The 22,096-nt window shown below is 39.7% G+C and carries 19 protein-coding genes and 1 tRNA gene; 6 read left to right on the top strand and 14 right to left on the bottom strand.

What is annotated here, in order from left to right; genetic code table 11:
* Positions 1-188 precede the first annotated feature (188 nt).
* Positions 189-262: transfer RNA gene (locus tag B5X76_RS03795), tRNA-Met, on the bottom strand.
* A gap of 240 nt (positions 263-502) precedes the next feature.
* Here B5X76_RS03795 and B5X76_RS03790 point away from each other — a divergent pair.
* The 4 genes from B5X76_RS03790 to B5X76_RS03775 all read left to right on the top strand — a co-directional run bounded on the left by B5X76_RS03790 (position 503) and on the right by B5X76_RS03775 (position 5,250).
* Positions 503-880 carry an START-like domain-containing protein gene (locus B5X76_RS03790; protein WP_079641371.1) on the top strand — a complete coding sequence of 126 codons (378 nt, stop codon included), beginning with the start codon at positions 503-505 and terminating at the stop codon, positions 878-880.
* Between the two features lie 67 nt (positions 881-947).
* Positions 948-2,405: an LptF/LptG family permease gene (locus B5X76_RS03785; RefSeq protein ID WP_079641370.1), complete on the top strand. Its 1,458-nt coding sequence runs from the start codon at positions 948-950 to the stop codon at positions 2,403-2,405.
* A gap of 75 nt (positions 2,406-2,480) precedes the next feature.
* Positions 2,481-3,695: a bifunctional 3,4-dihydroxy-2-butanone-4-phosphate synthase/GTP cyclohydrolase II gene (locus tag B5X76_RS03780; protein WP_079641368.1), complete on the top strand. Its 1,215-nt coding sequence runs from the start codon at positions 2,481-2,483 to the stop codon at positions 3,693-3,695.
* Positions 3,696-3,819: 124 nt separating this feature from the next.
* Positions 3,820-5,250 carry an NAD-dependent succinate-semialdehyde dehydrogenase gene (locus tag B5X76_RS03775; protein ID WP_079641366.1) on the top strand — a complete coding sequence of 477 codons (1,431 nt, stop codon included), beginning with the start codon at positions 3,820-3,822 and terminating at the stop codon, positions 5,248-5,250.
* Positions 5,251-5,265: 15 nt separating this feature from the next.
* Here B5X76_RS03775 and B5X76_RS03770 read toward each other — a convergent pair whose 3' ends face one another.
* The 6 genes from B5X76_RS03770 to B5X76_RS03745 form a co-directional block, all read right to left on the bottom strand.
* Complete coding sequence (locus B5X76_RS03770; protein WP_139375190.1) at positions 5,266-5,763, bottom strand: hypothetical protein; 498 nt, start codon at positions 5,761-5,763, stop codon at positions 5,266-5,268.
* Between the two features lie 6 nt (positions 5,764-5,769).
* On the bottom strand, positions 5,770-6,321 hold the full coding sequence (locus tag B5X76_RS03765) for a CopD family protein (protein WP_079641362.1): 552 nt from the start codon (positions 6,319-6,321) through the stop codon (positions 5,770-5,772).
* Between the two features lie 49 nt (positions 6,322-6,370).
* Positions 6,371-7,405, bottom strand: coding sequence for a uroporphyrinogen decarboxylase (gene hemE / locus B5X76_RS03760; protein WP_079641360.1), 1,035 nt, complete (start codon positions 7,403-7,405; stop codon positions 6,371-6,373).
* 6 nt (positions 7,406-7,411) lie between these two features.
* Positions 7,412-7,927 carry a tetratricopeptide repeat protein gene (locus B5X76_RS03755; RefSeq protein ID WP_079641358.1) on the bottom strand — a complete coding sequence of 172 codons (516 nt, stop codon included), beginning with the start codon at positions 7,925-7,927 and terminating at the stop codon, positions 7,412-7,414.
* A gap of 160 nt (positions 7,928-8,087) precedes the next feature.
* Positions 8,088-8,807 (bottom strand): response regulator transcription factor, encoded by a 720-nt coding sequence (locus tag B5X76_RS03750; protein WP_079641356.1) that lies wholly within the window; start codon positions 8,805-8,807, stop codon positions 8,088-8,090.
* A complete protein-coding gene (locus B5X76_RS03745) occupies positions 8,797-9,672 on the bottom strand; it encodes a sensor histidine kinase (protein ID WP_079641605.1) in 876 nt (291 codons plus the stop codon). Before B5X76_RS03745 ends, B5X76_RS03750 begins: the two co-directional genes overlap by 11 nt.
* 96 nt (positions 9,673-9,768) lie before the next feature.
* On the opposite strand from B5X76_RS03745, the gene B5X76_RS03740 reads away from it, so the two are divergent.
* Positions 9,769-10,470 (top strand): YjjG family noncanonical pyrimidine nucleotidase, encoded by a 702-nt coding sequence (locus B5X76_RS03740; RefSeq protein WP_079641354.1) that lies wholly within the window; start codon positions 9,769-9,771, stop codon positions 10,468-10,470.
* 58 nt (positions 10,471-10,528) lie between these two features.
* Here the strand turns inward: B5X76_RS03740 and B5X76_RS03735 are convergent, their stop codons facing one another.
* The 3 genes from B5X76_RS03735 to B5X76_RS03725 form a co-directional block, all read right to left on the bottom strand.
* Positions 10,529-11,338 (bottom strand): 3-keto-disaccharide hydrolase, encoded by an 810-nt coding sequence (locus B5X76_RS03735; RefSeq protein ID WP_079641353.1) that lies wholly within the window; start codon positions 11,336-11,338, stop codon positions 10,529-10,531.
* Between the two features lie 139 nt (positions 11,339-11,477).
* On the bottom strand, positions 11,478-13,967 hold the full coding sequence (locus B5X76_RS03730) for a TonB-dependent receptor (RefSeq protein ID WP_079641351.1): 2,490 nt from the start codon (positions 13,965-13,967) through the stop codon (positions 11,478-11,480).
* An 85-nt stretch (positions 13,968-14,052) separates the two neighbouring features.
* On the bottom strand, positions 14,053-14,334 hold the full coding sequence (locus B5X76_RS03725) for an ATP-dependent Clp protease adaptor ClpS (protein ID WP_079641349.1): 282 nt from the start codon (positions 14,332-14,334) through the stop codon (positions 14,053-14,055).
* Positions 14,335-14,482: 148 nt separating this feature from the next.
* Here B5X76_RS03725 and B5X76_RS03720 point away from each other — a divergent pair, with 148 nt between their 5' ends.
* On the top strand, positions 14,483-15,529 hold the full coding sequence (locus B5X76_RS03720) for a 3-oxoacyl-ACP synthase III family protein (protein WP_079641347.1): 1,047 nt from the start codon (positions 14,483-14,485) through the stop codon (positions 15,527-15,529).
* Between the two features lie 71 nt (positions 15,530-15,600).
* Here the strand turns inward: B5X76_RS03720 and B5X76_RS03715 are convergent, their stop codons facing one another.
* From B5X76_RS03715 to thrA, 4 genes are all read right to left on the bottom strand, one after another.
* Positions 15,601-16,785 carry a class I SAM-dependent rRNA methyltransferase gene (locus B5X76_RS03715; protein WP_079641345.1) on the bottom strand — a complete coding sequence of 395 codons (1,185 nt, stop codon included), beginning with the start codon at positions 16,783-16,785 and terminating at the stop codon, positions 15,601-15,603.
* 145 nt (positions 16,786-16,930) lie between these two features.
* A complete protein-coding gene (gene thrC, locus B5X76_RS03710; protein ID WP_079641343.1) occupies positions 16,931-18,238 on the bottom strand; it encodes a threonine synthase in 1,308 nt (435 codons plus the stop codon).
* Positions 18,239-18,277: 39 nt separating this feature from the next.
* Entirely contained in the window at positions 18,278-19,267 is a 990-nt protein-coding gene (locus B5X76_RS03705) for a homoserine kinase (RefSeq protein WP_079641341.1), read from the bottom strand.
* 40 nt (positions 19,268-19,307) lie between these two features.
* On the bottom strand, positions 19,308-21,755 hold the full coding sequence (gene thrA / locus B5X76_RS03700; protein ID WP_079641339.1) for a bifunctional aspartate kinase/homoserine dehydrogenase I: 2,448 nt from the start codon (positions 21,753-21,755) through the stop codon (positions 19,308-19,310).
* Positions 21,756-22,096: the final 341 nt, after the last annotated feature.

Raw genomic sequence — 22,096 nt, 5'->3', positions numbered from 1 at the left:
AACAGTAACAAACATTGCTAAACGTTAACCAAGGGCAAAAAACAACAAAAGCCTCACTTTTCAGTGAAGCTTTTTTTAGTAGCGGGGAGCAGGATCGAACTGCAGTCCGCCAGCTGGCGGATATGAAGCCCGCCTCGTTAATACCTATAAATAACAAAAGCTTCAAGTTTCCTTGAAGCTTTTTTCAGTAGCGGGGAGCAGGATCGAACTGCCGACCTCAGGGTTATGAATCCTGCGCTCTAACCATCTGAGCTACCCCGCCGTTTCGGTGATGCAAATATAGCAATAAGGAATTATTTTCAAAGGAATTATTTCGAGATTTTAACAAATTATTAATCCTCCTAAAAGGCCTCAACCGCAATTATCTATAAATGAAACCTGTAACATGTTGACAACTTTTTCAATGTGAACAATTTTTATCCGACTTGCTACTCTTTTAAAATAAAAATATGTATCATTACAAAAATCAATAAGAGAACGTAAACTAAAAAGTGATTTGTCTATGTCGGAAAAAACTAAAATACAACTTGAATATATAATCAACTCTTCCCCTCGTATTCTATACCCTTATCTGGTTGAGCCAAATGACTTATCACAATGGTTTGCCGATGACGTCATCTACCACGACGGAATCTATGAATTTATCTGGGATGGTGAACACCATAGAGCAAAGCTTGCCGCATATAAAGAAAACAAATACGTCAAATTCAAATGGATTGATGACGAACCTCATTTTTTTGAACTAGAAATAGTGCAAGACGAACTCACAAATGATGTCGCTCTAGCGATAACGGATCATGCAAAAGATGAAAATGTAGATGATAGAAAAAAAATCTGGGACAACTCTATAAGCTATCTACAGAGTGTAATTGGTGCTTAAAATTCTGTATCTTTGTTTGTCGCTCGTAGCCTAACACAAAGTTAGGAAAGGCTATGCTTAAAGATACATGAAAAAAGTACACGTATTAATACTACAAGCATTCATTAAGCCGTTTATCGTCACATTTTGTATTGTGATGTTTGTGCTTTTGATGCTTTTTTTATTTAAATATATTGACGACCTGATCGGAAAGGGATTCGAGTGGTACGTTATTATGGAGCTTATTGGCTATCAATGTGCCGTACAACTAGCAATGGCACTCCCCTTATCTATGCTCCTATCCTCGATTATGACATTTGGTAATTTAGGAGAAAGCTACGAATTAGTTGCGATCAAAGCGGCAGGAGTATCTCTTCGTAAAGCGATGAGTCCGCTTTTTATTCTGGTCGCATTATTTGCGTCTGGGTCTTTTCTATTTTCAGACTATATACTTCCTGTCGTAAACCTAAAAATGGGTTCTCTTCTTTGGGATGTACGCAATAAAAAAGCAGACTTTCTTATCAAACCCGGGATTTTTAACAGTACTATACCAGGATATTCGATTCGTGCAAAAAGCAAAAGTAAAGATGGGACCGTATTATATGATCTTACTATTTATGATAAATCGAAGGGTACGGCTGGTAGCGATGTGCTAGTAGCAAAAGAGGGATATATGTACAACTCACGGGATCAAAATTTTATGATTCTAAAACTGATTGATGGCGTACGCTATGAGGACTCTCGTGCCAGCAATGCCAAGACCTATGATCCACGCCAACAGTTTACCCGTTTTTATTTTAAGGAGACAGAGACAAAGTTTAACATGGATGCTTTTGAAATGAAGCGTACAGATGAAAACTTGTTTAAACAACACCATCAGATGCTAAATCTACGTCAGCTTAAATTAAAGTCTGACACCAACCGGATGGAATTGGACAGTGTATCAAGAATCAGCGCACAGGAACTAAAGCACAATATTCTCTTTACATCACGATATTACAACGAAGGCGTACATCAAAAGTCTAAATTAAAAATTGAAGGTAACCTATTAGATAATGTACCTGAAGCAGCAAAAAGAAACATTGTAAGCAGCGCCCTGGGGCAGATCCAACAATTTAAGGATGGAACTTTCAATAGATCTGTAGAATATCAAGCATTAGTAGACAAAGATCTTCGCTATGATATTGAGTATCACCGCAAATTTACGCTTGCCGTTTCTTGTCTGCTCTTATTTGCTATTGGAGCTCCTCTAGGAGCCATCATTAGAAAAGGTGGACTGGGAGCACCAGTAGTGATATCCATCATATTTTTCTTGATATATCATATTATCTCTACCGTAGCAGAGAAATCAGCGAAAGATGGAGCTATCAGTCCATTTTGGGGAATGTGGATGGCAATCATCGTATTAAGTCCGTTAGCTGCATTCCTGACTTACAAATCGACCACAGACTCGGCTTTATTCGATATAGACCAGTATAAAATCAAAGCTCAATATGCTTTGTCATGGATTAAAGAAAAACTAAACATCAAAAAACAAAAGGTATAATCACAATTTTGACTTCCTTATTATTAAAGCAAGATAAATCAAACATACCTTTGTAATTCGAAAACTCATATATCAATGGATATAAAATTAAACACGATCGAAGAAGCTATTGAAGACATCAAAGCAGGGAAAGTAATCATCGTTGTAGACGATGAAGATAGGGAAAACGAAGGAGACTTTGTAACCGCAGCGAGAAATGCCACACCTGAGATTATAAACTTTATGGCGACGCATGGACGAGGATTAGTTTGTGCCCCGTTGACGGAGCAACGCTGTAAAGAATTAGATTTACACCCAATGGTAGGTCAGAATACAGCTATATATGAAACAAACTTTACGGTATCCGTAGATTTGCAAGGTTATGGTTGTACCACAGGAATATCAGCTTCAGATCGCTCAAAAACAATTAAAGCATTAATAGATCCTAATATCAAGCCTGAAGAACTAGGTCGTCCAGGACATATCTTTCCTTTGATCGCTATGGACGGAGGCGTATTACGTCGTACTGGTCACACCGAAGCCACTGTTGATATAGCAAGACTAGCTGGCTTTGAGCCAGCAGGTGTGCTCGTAGAAATATTAAAGGATGACGGCGAAATGGCAAGACTTCCGGATCTGATGGAAGTAGCTAAACGTTTTAATCTGAAAATAATAAGCATCGAAGACTTAATCGAATATCGTCTGAAACACGATACCTTAATCAAAGAGGAAGTATCTGTAAAAATGCCTACTGCTTACGGCGATTTTCAAATGAAGGCTTTCACTCAAAAAAATAGCGGACAGCAGCATCTTGCTATCTACAAAGGGGACTGGAAAGAAGACGAACCTGTATTAGTTCGCGTACACAGCTCCTGTATGACGGGAGATATCTTTGGTTCTTGCCGTTGTGATTGTGGCCCCCAACTCCACAAAGCAATGGAGATGATTGAGAAAGAAGGAAAGGGAATCATCGTTTACATGAATCAAGAAGGTCGCGGTATAGGGCTGATCAACAAACTACTCGCTTACAAACTTCAAGAAGACGGGATCGACACAGTAGATGCAAATACACAACTGGGTTTTAAAGCAGACCTCAGGGATTATGGTGTGGGTGCACAGATAATCCGTCATATGGGGGTTACAAAAATGCGACTAATGTCAAACAATCCGACAAAAAGAGCCGGTCTAGTGGGGTACGGATTAGAAGTAGTCGAGAATGTTCCTATTGAAATCGAACCCAATGTGTACAATGAGGAATATTTGAAGACCAAGCGAGATCGAATGGGACACACCATTCTTAAGAATTTATAAAATAAAAAGAGGACGGGTTCCTCTTTTTTTCTTAACGTATTACTCTTCATACTCGCAAAGAACTTTCATGCCAATTGACAAACTACATTAGCTATCTATTGTTATCTACATAAATAGAGGAATCATGACAAACACACTATTTATACAACAAGCATATATCAATGGTGAGTTTATAACTTCAGAACATACTTTTGAAGTCGTAAACCCATCTACAAACAAAGTAATAGGCACGGTCCCGGATCTACATATTGATCATTGCAAAAGTGCGATTAAAGCAGCCGAATCAGCACTTTCGCCTTGGCGTCAGACCCCTATTGGCACGCGTTGTCAACTCGTCGATAAAATCTACGAACTCATTCTACTCCACAAAAACGAGCTTGCAGAAATAATGACACTGGAATGTGGTAAGCCTTTGACAGAATCCTTAGGTGAGGTTGACTATGGTGCTTCATTTGTAGAGTGGTTTGCAGAGGAGGGCAAGCGTGCCTATGGCGAGACTATCCCTTCACTGAAAGGCAATAACCACTTAATGACAATTAAGCAACCTGTAGGTGTAGTAGCCGCTATCACACCATGGAACTTTCCTCTAGCAATGATTACGCGAAAACTAGCTCCGGCCTTAGTTGCTGGATGTACCGTCGTCTTAAAACCAGCTTCACAAACTCCATTTACAGCAATAGCACTAGCCAAATTGGTCGAAATGGCAGGAATACCCAAGGGTGTTTTTTCCGTGCTTACCTCCAAAAACAGTAAAGGATTTGGGGAAGAGTTGGCTACAAACCCTATTGTTCAAAAGATTACATTTACAGGATCAACACCTGTCGGCCGGACACTTATGCAACAAGCTGCCAGTACCATTAAAAGAGTTTCTTTCGAACTAGGTGGGAATGCTCCGTTTCTTGTATTCGAAGATGCAGATATTGATAAAGCAGTTTTGGGAGCTATCGCAGGAAAGTTCAGAAACTCTGGACAGACCTGTGTTTCTATCAATAGATTTTACATACAGGAGGCCGTCTACGACGAATTTGCGACAAAGCTTAGCACAGCTGTTAAGTCATTAAAGGTTGGGGACGGTTTTTTGCAAGGCGTACAGGTAGGCCCCCTAATCAATCAAGCTGGCTTAGCAAAAGTAAAAGAGCATGTGGAGGATGCGGTAAGCCGAGGAGCTAAAATATTGACTGGAGGAAAGGCGCTGAAGGATAATTTCTTCGCACCCACAGTACTCACTGAAGTCCCTCAGGACTCCCTAATAAGTGAAGAGGAAACATTCGGCCCCATATGTGCATTATTTAAGTTCAACAATGAAGAAGAAGCAATTAAATTAGCAAACAACACGCCGTTTGGTTTGGCCGCATATTTCTACAGTGAAAATATCCACCGCTGCTACCGGGTAGGTGAAGCTTTGGAAGCAGGGATGGTTGGTATCAATACAGGACTAATCTCCAATGCATCCGCTCCTTTTGGGGGCATAAAACAATCCGGAATAGGTAGAGAGGGTGCTAGATACGGATTAGACGAATACCTCGAAATTAAGTATTTATGTTATGGAGCATAATCGCTCCGTAACATATTACCACAAATGATATCGTACGCCAAGCGTTAAATAATTAGGCAGAAACGTATCATCTTCTACTAGATACTTCACCTTATACCCTGTATAGACAGATAATTGTACAGGCTTAAAATAATAGCTCAATCCGAGCTGTCCATTCAGAACGAACCGTTCATCCTTTACAAATACATACTCTTGTACACCAGGATCTTGGTAACGCACAAAATCTTCAGTAGCTCCCGCTCCAAGAAAAACGTTAAAATTGCTTTTTCGCTTATCTAAAAACGAGAAAAGATAATCTGCACCAACAGAAACAAAATTACTCCTTCCATGCACCTGTCCTTGTACCGAGTTCCGACTGTTCAGGTCATACTTGCCCTGCACACCGAAACTACTCTCCTTTGCTGATTTTACACTCATATCTCCATAAAAGCCAAAAGCCCAACTATGGTCCTGTCCAAATGAAAGTATCGATAAACCAGTCATAAACATAATTGTCAAAAAAACTCTTCTCATAATAAATTAGTCTACCTTCTCTCCTTTTGATTTCCGGTATTTTTTATAAAGTTTAATTAGTATCATCAATAAAATCGCTAAAGCCAACAAGCCCACCACTCCATAAATCCAGCTCAGTGCTGATTTCAAAATAACAACAAATACAATAGCAAACAACAATATGGTAGAAACTTCATTCCAAAGTCGTAGTTGATGTGACGTCCATGTAGAAGCCCCATCTCTCAACCTAAACATTATTCGCTGAGTCCTAAAGTGATAGAAGACCATACCACCAACAAATAACAACTTGACATGCATCCAACCTAAGGACAGCAAACCCGGATTAAGATACAACATCAATACAGCAGAAACAATCGTAATATACATTGCAGGAGTCGTGATGACCCACCAGAGACGGTTTTCCATAATAGCAAATTGCCGGTGCAACACATTATATTCCACCTCTCCTTTTCCCTTGGCCTCCGTATGATAAATGAAAAGACGGGGCATATAGAAAAGTCCCGCCATCCAACATATTACAAAAATTATATGTATTGCCTTAGCATATAGATATATCATAACACAAAAGTAAAAAGGAAAAATTAAATAATTTTTCCTTTTTGATTTATTAGTATCTAAACTCTTTAATGACTTCTACAGCGTACTTGACGTGGTCAAATGGCATATCCGGCATGATACCATGCCCCAGGTTACATATGAAACCATTCTCCCCCCGCATACGCTCAAAAAGCTCATGTATCTTAGCCTTGATAACAGGTTTATTAGCATACATGATAAATGGATCCAAATTCCCCTGAACAGCCATACCAGCAGGTAGACTCTTCTTAATATTTAACAGGTCTGCATTCCAATCGACCGAAATTACATCAGGCTTAGTCTCCGCCATTACTGGTGCAAACACAGAAGCTCCTTTTGCAAAAGAAATAACCGGCACCGTGCGTTTCAGATTGTCGATAATATACTTATTGTACTTATGAGAAAATGTATGATAATCATTCCAAGACAATGCAGACGCCCAACTATCGAACAACTGTACAGCATTGACACCAGCATCAATCTGCATATTCAAGTAAGCTATCGTTAAGTCAGCAATTTTCTGCAAGATAAGATGAGCAAGTTCTGGCTCATTATTAAGCATAAGTTTTGTTAACTTAAAATCCTTAGAAGAAGCCCCTTCTACCAAATAGCTTAATATGGTAAATGGTGCGCCAGCGAAACCAATAAGTGGAATACGTCCGTTTAGGCGTTCCTGTATCACTTTAATCGCATCAGCTACATATTGAAGTTTGTCTAAGCAATCTACAGACAGCTTTTCTGCATCCGCGAATGACCGAACTGGATTCGAAAAACGAGGCCCCACACCCTGTTCAAAGGATAAGTCACCTCCCATAGCTTCAGCAGTAACTAGAATATCAGAAAAAAGAATAGCTGCATCGATACCTAGGAGGTCCACAGGCAACATAGTGACATCTGCAGCAATCTCAGGAGTCTTACACATCTCCAAGAAGCTATATTTATTCTTGATTTCCCAATACTCTGGCATAAAACGTCCTGCTTGACGCATCATCCACACCGGAGGTCTTTCTGTTTGCTGCGAAAGTGCAGCTTTGATAAACAAATCGTTCTGTAAAATTGTACTCACTATTTCTTAATTATATTTTTTTACGTCTTCCCTAATTTTTCTAACAATATCACCTTGTCGCTGTGTAAGAGCCAACTTATCAGCCAAATCTAGATACGTTGTGACACGATCATAATCCTTTTTTCGTAAGTTGATATTTGCTAGATTAATCAACACCATGCCTTTTTCATTATCTCTGCGCCAAGGCAATCTCGAAGCCAATTGAAAATGATATTCAGCTTCTTCTATCTGATTCTCCTTCAACGCTATATTACCTAGCATAAATTCATAAAAGTTACGTCGTCCTTTCCTTAGGTGGTCGGGATTTTTGATCTCTGCGAGTAATCTTTTTGTCTTTTCGTAATCTTGTTTATGAAATGCTTGTGTCGCGAGAAAAACTGTCCCTTCTCGATACTGGCTCCATATGAAATACCCCATAATCCCCAAGAGATAAACACAAACATTATAGTGCTTAAAAACAACGGAATAAGCTAAGCCTACCACCGCTATTGACACTATTATCATCCGAAAGCGTGTATTCATATGTAAATAATCTGCTTTTTAACGGTCATTATCTTGTCCCAACATTCCGGGATGGAATATCCAAAGTATATTATGCACATTTTTATTGCCTGATGCTGTGCATGCTGCTTCTCGGTCATTCGTGCTTGTATAGTCTGTGCTACAGGATATTTCATAAAAGCTACTCACCTTGGCCTTCGGGAGTATCCGTAAACTTATACCCTACACCGCGTATCGAGTGAAAATAGATAGGGTGCTTCTGGTCTGGTTCAAAATACTTTCTAAATGTCAGGATAAAATTATCGATAGTTCTCGTAGACGGGTACACATCATAATTCCAAACAGTTTCCAAGATCTGCTCTCTAGAGACAGCTTCATTGCGTCGCTCAATCAAAAGCTTCAACAACATTGTTTCTTTTTTAGTAAGAGAAGTAACAGTACCATCTGCCAAGTGCAATTCGTACGAATTAAAATAGATGGTTTTATCCCCAATAGTATAGGAATTTAACTCTTTCAATTCATCGCCTTTCATACCACGCCGGATTAGATTTCCCACGCGTAAAATTAGTTCTTCAAGATTGAAAGGTTTCACCAAATAGTCATCAGCACCTTTTTTAAGTCCTGTAATCCGGTCTTCGCTGCTATTTTTGGCAGTCAAAAACATGATAGGCACTTCGGTATTCTGGAGACGAATAGTCTCCGCTACCTGAAAACCGTCAATTTCCGGAATCATAACATCCAAAATAATCAGATTAAAACGTTCTTCTTTAAAGATTTTCAACGCTTTCTTTCCGTCGGTAGCCGTAGTGACACGGTAGCCTTCTAATTCTAAATTCAGTTTGATGGCCTCCAACAAGTGTTCCTCGTCTTCGACTAAGAGTATCCTTTGCTTAGCTTGCATAATTTTCAAATGTTACTTCAAAGATGCTTCCAGAAGGCTTATTATCCATAACCCTAATCGTCGCATCATGTTTTTGCAATACAGATTTCACTATATATAACCCCAAACCAGTTCCTTTGGTTTTGCGGGTTGACTCATTTCCTACACGATAGAATTTATTGAAGATAAGTCGCTTTTCCTCATCCTGTATACCAGCGCCATGATCCGACACCGAAAACACGAGATCTTTATCCTTTATCTTCAGATTCACCTCTACATTAGCACATGGAGGAGAATATTTTATAGCATTCTCTACAAGGTTAGTCACTACATTGGTAATTGCAAATTTATCGGCGTGTAGTATCACCCCCGGTTCGATATATGGTTTAATAATCTCTGACTTACAAGCGTTCTTCTGTAATCTATCTAAAATTTCTTCTATTAGTAACGAGAAGTCAAAATCTTCCTTGGGCAGGATGAACGTTCTATTCTCTAACTTTGTGGCCAATAGCACATTCTCAACCAAATAATCCAAACGCTCAATATCTTTTAAAGAATTGGACAAAAAAGTTTTCTGTTGCTCTCTATCAAGATCACGTTTTAGTATGGTCTGCAAATAAAGCTTGACTGACGCCAATGGAGATTTCAGTTCGTGAGTTACAGAAAGAAGAAAGTTCTGTTGCTGTTGTTGATAATAACGCTCACGCTCCAAGTGTTTTTTCAACTTAATCACCGCTAATACAAAAATGGCAATAAAGATTAAACCTTCGCCAATAATCATTCCTTTACGATCAGGTACATGTTTGATAAACATATATCCCCAACCTATGAGTTGACAAAGCGCATATAGTGCCAGTAAGTAAAACCAAAAGAGAGCTCTTCTCATAAATGCTATTTCAACAAAAATAGGCAAATATAGGTGCATAATAAAATAGCCTGTGTTTTATGACACTAATAAGAAAAAGAGGGGGTATCTTTGCATATGTTTACACAAAAAAAAGATATATTTTTCGACTTGGACCACACGATTTGGGACTTTGACAAAAATGCAGAAGAAACATTACATGAACTATACCATAGGTTTCAGTTTGACCGTCTTTTTGGCGAAAATAATCCAGATTTATTTATCGAGACATACACAATCAATAATCATCGTGTTTGGGACCTGTATCATCAGGGAAAAATCGACAAACCAACACTGAGAAAGTTACGTTTTGCAGACACCTTCACTCAACTGGGCGTAGACCCCGTTCTATTCCCAACGGCATTTGAAGAAGAGTACTTGCAGATATGCCCCACAAAAACAAACCTATTCCCCCACGCGCACGAGACACTTGGCTATCTTCAAGATCGATACAATCTACACTTGATATCTAATGGTTTTAAAGAAGCTTGTGAACTGAAATTAAAACATAGTGCACTCAAAGATTATTTCAAGACTATTGTGATCTCCGAAATATTTGGAGTCAACAAACCTGATCCACGCATATTCGACTATGCGATCAACAATGGACAAGCCGAAAAGAACACCTCTATTATGATTGGCGACAATCTGGATGCCGATATTAGGGGAGCTCAAAATGCAGGCTTAGAAGCCATCTACTTCAACAGTACGGGAGCTCAAAAGCCAGCAGACATTAATCACATGATTGTAGACTTAAAGGAGCTTCAATATATCTTTTAAATGATAAGGGGGCACTCAACAGAATGCCCCCTTATCATTTCATCAATTAAAGCCTTTGCTACTTTAAGACCTTTACTGTAATACTTCGGTACCACACATCGTCTCCATGATCTTGAAACCCTACTACACCAGGCTCTGCTCCGACTTTGGATAACATCTCAAAAGCCAAAGGCCATTTATCCTGGCTAAACTTGCTCGATTGAAGTAATGCTTTCCATTCTGGTGTCCGGATTGTATACTCAACTACTTTTTTACCGTTTTGATAATGCTCTACCTTTTCTCCCTTCACAACTATTTTTGATTTGTTCCATTCTCCAACAGCTTTTGCATTTTGCGGCTTTGCTGGAATCATATCGTACAATGAAGCTGATTTACGATTACCATCAACACCTTTTGATGCATCAGGATGCTTTTCGTTATCCAGGATCTGATATTCTGGACTAGATATATATATCGGTTGCCCCTTCACCTCTTTTGCCAAGAAAAAAACACCAGAGTTGCCCGCTTCCGAAATCTTCCATTCAAACTCTAATTCAAAGTTTTTGAAGTCATGGGCAAAGATAATATCGCCCCCCTCTGGCTTATCAACTTTCGGCTCTCTGGAAAATTTAAGCGCTCCATCTTCTATACTCCATTTACTCGGCACATAGGTCTTGTTATACCCCCGCCAACCTTCCAAAGAGCTTCCATCAAAAATCACATATGCACCACTCTTATTTTTTTTAAACTTAGCGAGATCTACTTTGGGTAGATGCAGCAATTCGTAAGTTGGGACGACAGTCTCAGCGCTTTTCTTTCCTTGCGCATATAAAGCTGTCCATGACAAAAAACCGGCCATTGCACAGGTTATAATAATTTTCTTATTCATTCGGATATAGCGTATTTATCGATTATCATATTATCTTCGATGTGTTCAGCGAACACACTCAGGATCACAGTTATAATTATAATCATAAATATACGACTACTTAATGTAATTCCTACACTTAGTTAATTATTAAATTACACTAATATCCCCCCTGACTATCGTCGGACGACATATCTTCATTTCCTCTTTTACCTTTACTCAGATCCTGAATACCGAATCTATACGAGAAACCGAGATTAAACGTCCGCTTTGACCATCGAAAATAACGATCAGAATATTGTGAAGGAAGATAGCTATCTCCTCCAAAAAGCCTAGAGTCAAACATGTCGCGTACGTTAAATGTAATCGTTCCTTTTCCTTTAAGGACATCCTGTTTGACAGCCATGTCTACACCATGCATGGCCTTCATTTTCCCTTGAAGACTATTCATAGGAGCTCGGTAATCCCCCCGTAGCTGTACGGAGGTGGTCTTTGCCAGTTTAACGTTTGTCGTTAAGTTTCCATTCCAAGAAAGCCCGTCCGTACTTTTAACATCAAATGCAGCATTAGGATTCACCTTAAAATAAAATAGATTGATATTACCTGTCATATCCCACCATGGAAAAATATTAACCTTAGACACGAGCTCGAACCCAGCATTGTTCCTAGAACCTACATTCTCCCAACGCATAAATGTTGCGTTGGTATTCTCTTTAAGATAGACAGCTGCGATCGGATCATTCTTATCGTATTGAAACGGCTGTGTGACATCATTGACACGTCGGTAGTATCCCGACAAAAGGAAATTCCATTTGGAATAGAATTTAGCAAAACTCAACTCTACAGCATGAATATCTTCTGGCATCAAATCCGGATTACCCTGTCTGTAATTAGTTTCATCCGAAATATCGACAAATGGATTTACCTGCCATCCCCGCGGGCGCTGCACTCTCCGTGAATAACTCATTTGTAGCTTATCTCCTTCGGCATTGACATCATAAGTCAGAAATAAACTGGGATAAACCCTAAAGTAATCAAGCCTACCATGCTCAAGATCCTTTCCACTAGCAATTAATTCTGGTTTAAAACTTCTAATGGTCGTATTTAAATAGGCATCCTCAGCGCGTAGACCAAACTGAAAACCTATCCGCTCGGACAACATACGCTGATAGTTAGCATATAAGGCATGGACACCCGAAGTCATTTCGAAATCATTACTCACATCATAATCCCGCACCATTTCTCCTCCAGAGAGCTTATCCGACTCTTGCCTTTCGTCCGAAGAACGCAAGATACCGCGATACCCTGCTTCAAACTTATGGTTTTCACCAAGAGGCAATACATAGTCTAATTGAAAGTTCCAATTTTGACCCTTTTCACTCGTTTTATTATCTCTTTTACTCTCGGGTATAGTTCCTATATCATAGGTCTGTACGTAATTATTAGTGCCGTCCTCTTTATCATTTCCATAGGTAACATTCGCTGTCAGCTCTTCCCCATCCTTCCGCAGAATCCGCTTATAATCGAAAGAAATATCATACCCAAAATCCTGCTCTATCTGTCTCGATATACGATCACTTTGTGTTCCCATAGTAGGTCGATGCATATAAGTATAGGAAATATCTTCTCCCCTATTATTGTCTCTTATACTTATATTCGACCCTAGGCTTAGCGTTGTCTTTTCACTTGCGTAATAATCTGCCCCTAGACGGAAAGAATTACTAACCCCTTTCCTAAAGCTTTCCGATTTAGAATCAGTAACTTCACTCGTATCCCTTTGCATCCCTTCAAATAACTCGATAGTATGCACTCCACTCTCCCCCACGTTCCGTCCATTTCTATAATTATATCCTCCAAAATAATTAAACTTACGATCTCTATAATTCAAGGTAATACCCGCATTATAGTTATCATAAGACCCGACAGAAGTAGTTACAACACCATTAAATCCTGTCCGGATATTTTTCTTCAATACGATATTAATTATTCCCGACTGCCCCTCAGCATCGTACTTAGCAGATGGATTCGTTATTATCTCCACTTTCGCAACCGCATCCGCAGGCAAAGATTGGAGCAACTTATTTACGTCCGATCCGGCCATAGCTGACTCTTTACCATCAATCAAGATACGAACACTGGTCGAACCTCTCAAACTCACAGAACCATCAGCATCCACCTGCAGTGTCGGCACATTACCCAATAAATCCTGAGCAGTTCCACCAACACTCACTGTACTCTGAGAGACATCAAACACTTTTTTATCGATGGCCAACTGTAGCTCAGGAACTTTCCCTTTCACAACAACCTCATCCAACTGTTTGCCGCCTTCAAAAAGCTTCACCGTACCGATATCTGTGCTTTTATTAGCTGATATAGCAACGGTATTTTTTTCGTAATCGACCATACCGATAAAACTAATTTTAACAGCGTAACTACCTGGATTGATAGCTTCAATAACGGCGACTCCATCGACATTAGTCTGCCTTCCTTTCACCTGTACCTTCGATACTGGGTCCAATAGCGATACACTAACGCCCAGCATAGGCTCACCAGTAGACTCCTCTACGACCCGCACTTTAAATTGGCCTAATTGCGCGTAAATAAATAACGGAAAAATGAAAAATAAAGAAAATAATAGTTTAAGTCGCATATGTTAGCTTACGTTCGTAAGCTACAAAAATGTAGAATTAAAAAGAATAAGCGACAAACGTAACTGTATTATTACCGATCAAAAACTATTCAACAGAAACAGTCAATCCCTCAGACTTGAGTATCTTGCGATAGACTTCAAGTTCGACGTAAGGACCTTCCAGCACCGCACACTTTCCTTCGCTATGCACCTTCCATGCTATACGTTCAGCCTGAGATTCTGTGTACTGCAAATGATGCATCAGACAATAGATCACATGATCGAATGTATTGATATCATCATTCCACAGAATCAGTTTATGACTCTCCTTAACTGACGCTAATATTTCTTCAAGCGTAAAGGTTTCTTGTGCGGTTTCTACACCCATAGCGCAAAAATAGTGTATTTTTCAAAAAATGCGTAATTTTGTAATAAATTCCTCTTGTTTGAAAAATGTGAAACCCACATATATACCAATATTGCGAACAAAAGGGACAACTAAATAGAATTTATTATTCACAAAATAGCAACAGAAAATGTTTCAGTCCAAAATTGCAGGCTTAGGTCATTACGTACCTAAAAACATATACACCAACAATGACCTGAAGCGCTTTATGGATACCAGTGACGAATGGATCCAAGAACGAACAGGTATCAAGGAAAGAAGGTATGCCGACAGACTCGAGGAAACAACAACATCCATGGGGGTAGAAGCTGCTAAAATAGCCATCGAACGAGCTGGTATCACGAAAGATGATGTAGACTTCATTATCTTCGCTACATTATCACCAGACTACTATTTCCCTGGCTGTGGTGTGCTCTTGCAACGCGAAATGGAGATGAAGGAAATAGGTGCGCTAGACATTCGAAATCAATGTTCGGGATTCATATATGCGTTATCTATAGCAGATCAATTTATCAAGACAGGAATGTATAAGAACATTCTTGTTGTCGGATCTGAAAAGCATTCTTATGCGTTAGATTTCTCGACTCGAGGAAGAGCGGTTTCCGTAATCTTCGGAGATGGAGCCGGCGCGGCGGTGCTCCAACCTGCCACAGAAGCAGGGAAAGGTATTTTAAGTACCCACTTACATTCAGATGGTACTGAAGCAGAAAAACTCGCCATGTATTATCCCGGGGCTTCTGGCGGAAAAGGATTAGAAAACAGACCAAATTGGCCCGACCAAGAATTGGGCGGTATGTTAATGACAGCAGAAATGCTTGAAGATGGCTCTGCTTTCCCTTATATGGATGGACAAGCAGTCTTTAAAAAAGCTGTTGTAAAATTCCCTGAAGTAATTGGCGAAGCTCTAGCAAAAAACAACTTAAAAAGCACAGATATAGACCTACTGGTACCACACCAAGCGAACCTGCGCATATCTCAATTTGTACAGAAAACCTTAGGTCTAAGGGACGATCAAGTGTTCAATAATATTCAAAAGTATGGCAATACGACCGCTGCTTCTGTGCCTATTGCACTTTCTGAAGCTTGGGAAACAGGAAGTGTGAAGGAAGGTGATTTGATCTGTCTTGCGGCCTTTGGTGCCGGTTTTACCTGGGGGTCAGCCTTGATTCGCTGGTAATCTATTTTTTCTGATAGGATTATTCCTTAGTAACCGAAGTTAAAGTTACTAAGGAATAAATTAAAATTTCTTTATATCACACGCACCAACAAACCTTTTAGATACTCACCTTCTGGAAAAGAAGCTCTAACAGGATGATCCTCTGGTTGAGAAAATTGTCGTATAAACTGGATCTCTTTGCCCGCATCCAATGCTGCCCAAGCTAAAACCTGCTTAAATGTGTCAATATCCATAGCACCTGAACACGAAAACGTAGCCAACAGCCCCCCGCTTTCCAACAGCATCAATCCTCTTCGGTTCAGATCCTTGTATGCCCGCGATGCTTTTTCCAATGTGGAACGAGAGGGTGCATATTTAGGCGGATCCAAAACGATTACATCAAACTTCTCCCCCTGCTCCCCCAAATGCCGTAAATATTTATTAACATCAGACTGTATCGCTTGATGTGGAAAAGTATCAAACTTATTATAGGCAATATTATCTTTTAGTGTTTCGATCGCTAAGGCAGAACTGTCGACCGAAACTATCTCTGCAGCACCATTGCGAAAAGCGTTCAAAGTAAAACCACCTGAATAACAAAAACAATCCAAAATGCGTTTACCTTTCACATATTGCGCTGTCAACAATCTGTTTTCCCGCTGATCGCAGTAAAACCCTGATTTCTGACCGTCAATAATATTTACCCGATAATGGATCCCATTTTCGACAATATCGACAAATTCAGGAGGTAATTCTCCCCACAACAAACCATTTACATCTTTAAGTCCCTCATATTCCCGAGACTTCAGATCACTGCGTTCATAAATCCCTTTAGGAGCTAACAACTTCACCAATTCGTCAACAATAACTGCTTTTACATTTTCGACACCAGCCGCATGGACTTGTATCGAAATAAAGTCAGCATACTTATCCGCAATCAATCCTGGTAAAAAATCAGCTTCAGCAAAAATTAAACGAACACTGTCGTTATCACTGCCCAACAGGTGCGCTCTATTTTGAACAGCTTTTTTCACACGCATCCGCCACCACTGCTCGTCAATCTGATTTGCAGGATTCCATTCTAACAATCGTACAGCAACGCGAGATGTATTATTATATACACCATATGCTATAAATTCGTCATCTATATTGTAGACTGAAACAACCTCTCCAGGTTGAATTGGACCAATTATTTTATTTACGGCCCCGGAAAACACCCAAGGATGCAATTGCCAAGCGGCTTTATCTTTGCCTTTATGAAGGATTATCTTATTCATTGGCACAAAAATAAAACTGAAAAAACAAATAATATTATTTATCGTCCATTTTTTCGAAACTTTATTTCAAAACCCCTCTTTTAACCGATTTAAAGTTCAATTAGGTAATTCCCCCTGCACAGCAATTACCTAATTAAATCGTCGGTTATTTCCAATTCAATAGATAGCTCTTGAATTCCTCAAAATCTATAGAAGCGGCTGTAGCCACTTTCGGTTTATTAGACAGATCAGAAGCGCCTTTTGGCTGTTCTACATTTGCAAATATTGCTTTGTCGATCGCATCTGGAAATTTACAGGGATGAGCTGTCGACAGGAACACAGAAGCATACGCTCCGGGATGATCCTTTCGGTATGCCTGCCCCGCTAGATATCCTATAGCAGTATGTGGACATGCTACATAACTATATTTCTCAAAAAGCTCCTTCATCGCTACTTGTGTTTCTTCATCCGTATAGGTATAGGAAGAGATAACATAACGTAATTCATCTAGATTTCCCTGAAATAGATCCTTGATACGGACCCAGTTACTGGGATCTCCTACATCCATCGCATTGGCCAGCGTTTGAATAGACGGTTTAGGGTCATAAGAACCTGATTTTAGAAAACGTGGAACTGTATCATTCACATTCGTGCCCGCAACAAAATGTTTAACAGGTAGCCCCATTCTATAAGCCAATAAACCAGCGCCAATATTACCAAAATTACCACTAGGAACACTGAATACTACATCGTCGACTCCCTGTGCCTTCAATTGCGCATAAGCCCAGAAATAATAAAAAGTTTGTGGTATTAAACGGGCTATATTAATGGAATTGGCGGAGGTGAGACGTAGCACTGCATTAAGCTCAGCATCACCAAAAGCTTGCTTTACTAAAGCTTGACAATCATCAAAAGTCCCCTCAACCTCTACCGCCCGGATATTTTGTCCATTCGTTGTCAACTGTTCTTCCTGTACTTTAGAAACTTTACCTTTGGGATATAGAATAGTGACCCGAGTTCCTTCAACACCAAGAAATCCCAGGGCAACAGCACCTCCTGTATCACCAGATGTCGCAACAAGGACATCTAATAATCCATCCCCTTTTTTAGAGAAATACCCCATCACACGACTCATAAATCGTGCTCCAAAATCTTTGAAAGCATATGAAGGGCCATGAAAAAGCTCCAAAACAGCTGTCTCGGAATCCAAAAACTTAACGGGGGCGTCAAAGTTAATCGCGTCTGCGATTATGGATTTCAAATCGCTTTTCGGAATATCATCTCCAATTAACGCACTTGCCACTGTCAAAGCGATCTCCTGTAAAGAATACTGCTGAATATTTCGGATAAACAAAGGGGCTAACTGCGGGATCACTTCGGGCATATATAAACCTCTATCCTGTGGCAAGGAATGGAATACGGCATCTTGGAAGGAAACACGTAGATCTTTATTATTCGTACTATAAAATTTCATTTTTTTTAGATTTAAGATATTAGATTTAAAACTTCGACACTAGACATCAAATTCCAGCACTTTGGGTCCTGCTATATTAACAGCAGACACATATTGCAAACTATCTATCTCTCTAGCGGACAGATGATCCTTAATTTTGTCAACAATGATTTGTGCCACCTCCCCTCCTCTAGACACCGCCACAACAGAAGGGCCCGATCCAGATATTCCAAAACTCAATGCACCATTCTCTAAAGCAATTCGCTTCATTTCATAAAATTCGGGAATCAAAATAGCCCGTGTAGGCTCGATTAACACATCTTGCATACTTCTTCCAATCAGACCGTAGTCATTCTGAAAAAGTCCTGCTACTACCCCGGCAATATTTCCCCACTGCACCACCGCATCTTTTAAAAGAACTTTATCCTTGATCAGCTTCCTCGCATCACGTGTCGGGACATCAACCTGAGGAAACACAATGCCAACATATAATTCGTCCGGAACCGGAAGTCTAATAACGTCCAAATCAGCCTGACCTCGAATCAATGTCACTCCCCCCATAAGAGCAGGAGCTACATTATCAGCATGTCCATATCCACAGGCTAATCGTTCCCCTTCTACGCAATACGGCATTAGTTCAGTTTTAGAAAGAGGACTCCCTAATAAAACATTTACGGCAAAAAGTCCGGCTACCGTACTGGCAGAACTTGAGCCTAAACCAGAACCAATAGGCATATGTTTAATCAACTCAATCTCTACACCGATATCATTTAACAATCCCAAATCTGACAATAACATCTTAACACAGGCGCTCACCGTATTTCTATCCGGGTCTAAAGGGAGACGACCATCGTCTCCAGTTATACAACGAATTCTTACACCGGGCTCTGACACCCGATACATCTTGACTTCATCACCAGGCTTATCTACAGCAAATCCGAGAATATCAAATCCGCAAATCATATTTGCCACAGTGGCGGGAGCAAAAACTCGGACTTTGTCCAATATATTTTCGAAATCTATCTTTTTATCTAACTTATTCTGATTCATCTTTTTTTGGTTACAAGGGGTCATCTATTTTATACAAATTTTACGCTCCGACATTTACCAAATCTGCAAATACGCCTCCTGCAGTTACTTCTGCACCGGCACCGGGCCCTTTCACCACGAGAGGTCTTTCTTTATAACGCTCGGTCGTAAATGATATGATATTATCACTTCCTGATAGTGCGTAAAATGGATGTGTGCCATCCACCATCTGCAAAGAAATACTAACTTTCCCCTTTTCCAATTTACCGATATAACGGATTACTTGACCAGCAGCTGCAGCTCTATCTTTTAAAGCATTAAAGTATTGTTCGGCCTTCAACAATTCTGCGTAGAACTCATCGACAGACGATGCCGATAGGCAAGACTCTGGAAGTATGGCACCCAAGTTTACATCCGAAGATTCAATAGCATGTCCAGCATCCCGAGCTAAGATCAACATCTTACGCATAAAATCAACGCCACCTAAATCGTCTCTCGGATCGGGCTCTGTATAACCTAACTCTTGCGCCTTCTTCACAATTTCATAAAATGAAACATCCCCCACAAAATTGTTAAAGATATAAGATATCGTACCGGATAAAATCGCTTCTATTTTCAGAATACGATCTCCGCTCATCATCAAGTCCTTTAACACACGTACTATAGGTAATCCCGCACCGACATTCGTCTCATAGTAAAAATCTACGCCGTGTTTACGCGCTGTTTCATGTAACGACTGGTACTGGGCATAATCTCCCGAATTCGCTATTTTATTACAGGTCACGATAGATATATTGGATTTAAAAATATCCTCATAATAAGTTGCTGGTAGTTTACTAGCCGTGTTATCAATAAATACACAGTTGGGCAGATTAAGAGCTTTCATATGTTCTATGAAACCGGTCAGGTCCGCAATCTCTCCTTTCGTTTCCAAAGCTTCTTCCCAGCTACCCAAATCAACACCTGACACATCAAACAGCATTTTTCTTGAATTGGAGATTCCCACCACCTTAATTTCGATGTCGTTGTTTTCCAACAAGAAATCATGCTGCTTATACAACTGTTTGAACAAAGTCGCGCCTATATTACCAGTACCCAGATTAAAGACATACAATGTTTTCTTTAACTCCGCAAAAAAGGCATCGTGTACAGCATTCAATGCTTTTGCAAGATCTTCTTTGGAAATAATAACAGAAATATTAAATTCAGAAGACCCCTGAGCTATGGCACGAACGTTTATACCATTTCGACCGAGTGCGTGAAATAATTTACCTGACATCCCAGGTGTCCGCTTCATATTCTCCCCAACAATAGCCAATACAGAAAGGTCTTCTTCTACTTCTGGCATAACTAGCTTATTTGCGGCCAACTCCAGCTCAAACTCAGCCGCAATCAAAGTTAATGCCCTGGTGGCATCCGATGGGTTTACTGCAAACGTAATGCTGTGCTCCGAAGAAGATTGTGTGATTAAAACAACATTAATCTGCTCGCGAGCCAATAAGGTAAACAAACGTCCTGAAAAACCAGATTTACCAATCATTCCGCTTCCCGTAAGATTGATGATCGATATATCTGAAATAGATGAAATACCTTTAATTGGATAGTTAGACTTATCCGATTCGAATTGAATACGGGTTCCTAACAGATGAGGTTCGAAAGTATTTCTAATCGCAATAGGAATTTTCTTCATAAACGCCGGAATCATTGTCGGTGGATAAATGACTTTAGCACCAAAATAAGACAACTCCATTGCCTCCGTATAGGATAATATAGGCAGTGAAAAAGCCTTCTTCACGATTCTTGGATCCGCGGTCAACATACCATTCACATCTGTCCATATCTCGATAATAGAAGCGCCCAATACGGAACCAAATATAGCCGCCGTATAATCTGAACCACCACGCCCTAACGTCGTAACCCTCCCTTTATCGTTTGAACCGATAAATCCCGTAACAAAAAGCAACTTATTCGCATGGGTATAGGAAAGAGCTTGAATCAGTTGAGTGGTTAAATCTTCCTTAATATGTGCATTCCCAAAATCAGAATCTGTTTTGATATAATGAGAAGCATTGATATATTCAGATTCGGGAACATATTGCTCCATGATCTTAGACACCATATAATTAGAAAACCTTTCTCCGAAGGACAAGACCAAATCTTTACTTTGGGCACTTAGCTCTCTCAATGTCGCTATACCTTGCAGTATGTCGTCTAGATCATTGACCATTAGTTTCAGCTTCGTAAAGACCGGATTTTGAAATTTGACTGCAATCAGTTTTCTGACAACATCGAAATGTTTTTCTTCAATTATCTCCAGATTCTCACTAAACCCCTTCCCTTCTGCAGCGTCTTCGGCCATCTGTGTCAATAGATTCGTTACTCCCGACATTGCCGACAAAACCACTAGCGGCTTCTCATCCTTATCAAAAGAATCCCTAACAATTGACAGTACCTTTTCTATACTCGCCACTGTACCTACGGATGTACCTCCAAATTTTAATACCTTCATTAGTTCTATATTTAGTTTGTTTGTTTTAAAGTAGCACAAAAAAAAGCCTTCCTCTTTTGGAGGAAGGCTTTCTATATTTATTACACGTGTTATTTCAACATAGAACTACCTCCCTCCGAGTTTATCCCAGTGGTAATAATAGTTGTTGAAATAATAACGTTTAAAATCATATCTTTTCGTAAATTTTAGATAAAGATAATACAACATTTTTATTAAATGCAAATTTATTTTAAGAAAATAGAAATAAAACAAAAATAATGAATCATCCTCTATGCTATATATTATCCTCGTCCAGATTACGTTAACAAATAAAACATATCTTTTTACAAACCAATCTACAA

Source organism: Sphingobacterium nematocida, from assembly GCF_900168125.1.
GTDB classification, from domain to species: domain Bacteria; phylum Bacteroidota; class Bacteroidia; order Sphingobacteriales; family Sphingobacteriaceae; genus Sphingobacterium; species Sphingobacterium nematocida.
The sequence above is the reverse complement of the archived record's forward strand: the minus strand, read 5'-3'. Positions and strand labels throughout refer to the sequence as shown.